At 66.2% G+C, this 2,304-nt stretch carries 1 protein-coding gene; it reads left to right on the top strand.

Features of this window, described 5'->3' with window-relative positions; all coding sequences use genetic code 11:
* A partial coding sequence (locus L9Z73_RS29300; RefSeq protein WP_247408365.1) for an amino acid adenylation domain-containing protein occupies window positions 1-2,304 on the top strand: 2,304 nt, incomplete at both ends.

The following is a 2,304-nucleotide window of genomic DNA, read 5'->3' as shown; positions in this document are numbered from 1 at the left end:
CAATTGCCAGCGCACACCAGCGAACGCTTGCGCAGCCTTGCCAAGGCCAACGGCGCGACCACGTTCATGGCCATGCTGGCGCTGCTTAACCTTTTGCTCGCACGCCAGAGCGGTGCCGACAGGGTAAGCATCGGCTCGCCGCTGGCCAACCGCACCCGTGCCGAAACCCAGCGCGTGGTGGGCTACTTCACCACCCTGAGCGTGTTGAGCACCCGCGTCGACGAGCTATGCAGTTTTACCGTGCTACTGAATCAGGTGCGCAGCACCTTGCTCGAGGCTCAGGAACATTCCCAGCTGCCGTTCGACCAACTGTTGCAGGCCCTGGCGCCACCCCGTGAGGCGGGCACGCATCCGCTGTTTCAGGTTAAGTGCACTGAGCAATCGGCCAGCCGACCACAGCGCTTCGCCGACCTGTCCATGAGCCTCGACGGGCTGGCGGCGGGCGACGTGCATTTCGACCTGAGCGTGGATTTCACTGACCGTGCCGATGGCATCGAAGTGCTGATCGCCTACGCCTGCGACCTGTTCGACGACGAGCGCATCAAGACCTTGGCCGGTAGTCTGTCTGCACTGGCCGACGCCGTCAGCCTGGCGCCGGACCGACCGTTGCTGGAACTGGCCGTCGGACCTGTATACCGCGCCGATGCCCCGGCAATCGCCGCTGAAGATGTGCTTGTCGCCTGGCAGCGCCAGCATCGTCTCAACCCTGACGCCGCAGCCTTGACCTGCAACGGTACTACCTTCAGTCGCGCACACATCGACCACGCCGCCGAGGCCCTTGGCCAACACCTGCTGGCCCGTGGCGTCGGTCCCGGTGCCAGGGTGGCGTTGCTGACCGGACGCACGCCGGGACTGGTGACCGGCATCCTGGCGGTGCTCAAGTGCGGCGCTGCCTATGTGCCCATCGATGTGCGCTGGCCGGCCGAACGCCGCGCTGCGGTGTTGGCCGACAGCGGTGTGTGTTTGGTATTGGGTGACGACCCTCAAGTGCCTGGCCTGGACCGGCTGGCGCTGGATCTGGACGTGCCGATGCCCTCGTCGCTGGCAGCCTGGCCGATCCTGGTGCCGCAGTTGCCGGCCTATTTGATCTACACCTCGGGTTCCAGCGGCGCGCCGAAGGCGGTGGTCGCCAGTCGCGGCAACTTGGCCGCGTATGTCGCAGGGCTGGGCCAGCGCCTGCAATGGCCTGCGAACAGCAGTTTCGCCATGGTCTCGACAGTGGCCGCCGACCTCGGTCATACGGTGCTGTTCGCCGCCCTGAGCCAGGGTGGCCTGCTGCACCTGGCCGGTGATGAGCATGCCTTCGACCCCGACGCCTTTGCCCAGTGGCAAGGCGAGCAGGGCGCCGACGTACTGAAAATCACCCCAAGTCATTTGCAGGCCCTGCTTAACGCCCGCGAACCGGCCCAAGTGCTGCCACGGCACACGTTGATTCTCGGCGGCGAAGCCACTTCCTGGCGGCTGCTCGATGAGATTCGCAAGCTCGCCCCGCAATTACGCGTTTTCAACCACTATGGCCCCACCGAGACCTCGGTTGGCGCGCTGTGCCAGGACGCCGCCAATGCGGATCGCCTGCGCGCCCGCACTCTGCCCATTGGCACCCCGCTGGCTGGCGTCGATGCCCGGGTCCTGGATGCCTATCTGAATCCGGTGGCGAGGGGCGTGATGGGCGAGTTGTACCTGGGCGGCCCTGGCGTCACCCAGGGTTATTCGGGCCGGCCGGGCTTGACCGCCGAACGCTACGTGCCGGACCCGTATGGCGCGCCCGGTGCGCGCCTGTATCGCAGCGGTGATCGCGTGCGCCGCCTCGATGATGGCAGCCTGGAATATCTGGGCCGCAGCGATGATCAGGTGAAAATTCGTGGCTACCGGGTCGAGCCTGGCGAAGTCAGCACCGCTATCCGCCATCTGGCCGGGGTGCGCAACGTGGCTGTGATCGCCGTGCCCGGTGAAGACGGCGGCGACCAGTTGCATGCCTATCTGGTGCTGGCGGCCGGGACTGCCGTGGAAACCGTGCGCCAGTCCTTGGCTACCCAATTGCCGGACGCCTTGGTGCCATCCCACTGGACCGTGCTGGAGCAACTGCCACTGACCGCCAATGGCAAACTCGACCGTCGCGCATTGCCGACGACGCAGACCACCCTACCCGTGAGCGAGGGCCCGCGCGGCCCGGTGGAACGGGCGCTGGCGCAGTTGTGGAGCGACCTGCTGGGGCGTAGCGATATTTCCCGCGACGCATCGTTTGGCGAACTGGGCGGCGACTCGCTGCTCAGCCTCAAATTGCTTGCGCGCATCCGCAATTGG

It is taken from the genome of Pseudomonas emilianonis (assembly GCF_023072625.1).
Taxonomy (GTDB): Bacteria; Pseudomonadota; Gammaproteobacteria; order Pseudomonadales; family Pseudomonadaceae; genus Aquipseudomonas; species Aquipseudomonas paraveronii.
The sequence above is the reverse complement of the archived record's forward strand: the minus strand, read 5'-3'. Positions and strand labels throughout refer to the sequence as shown.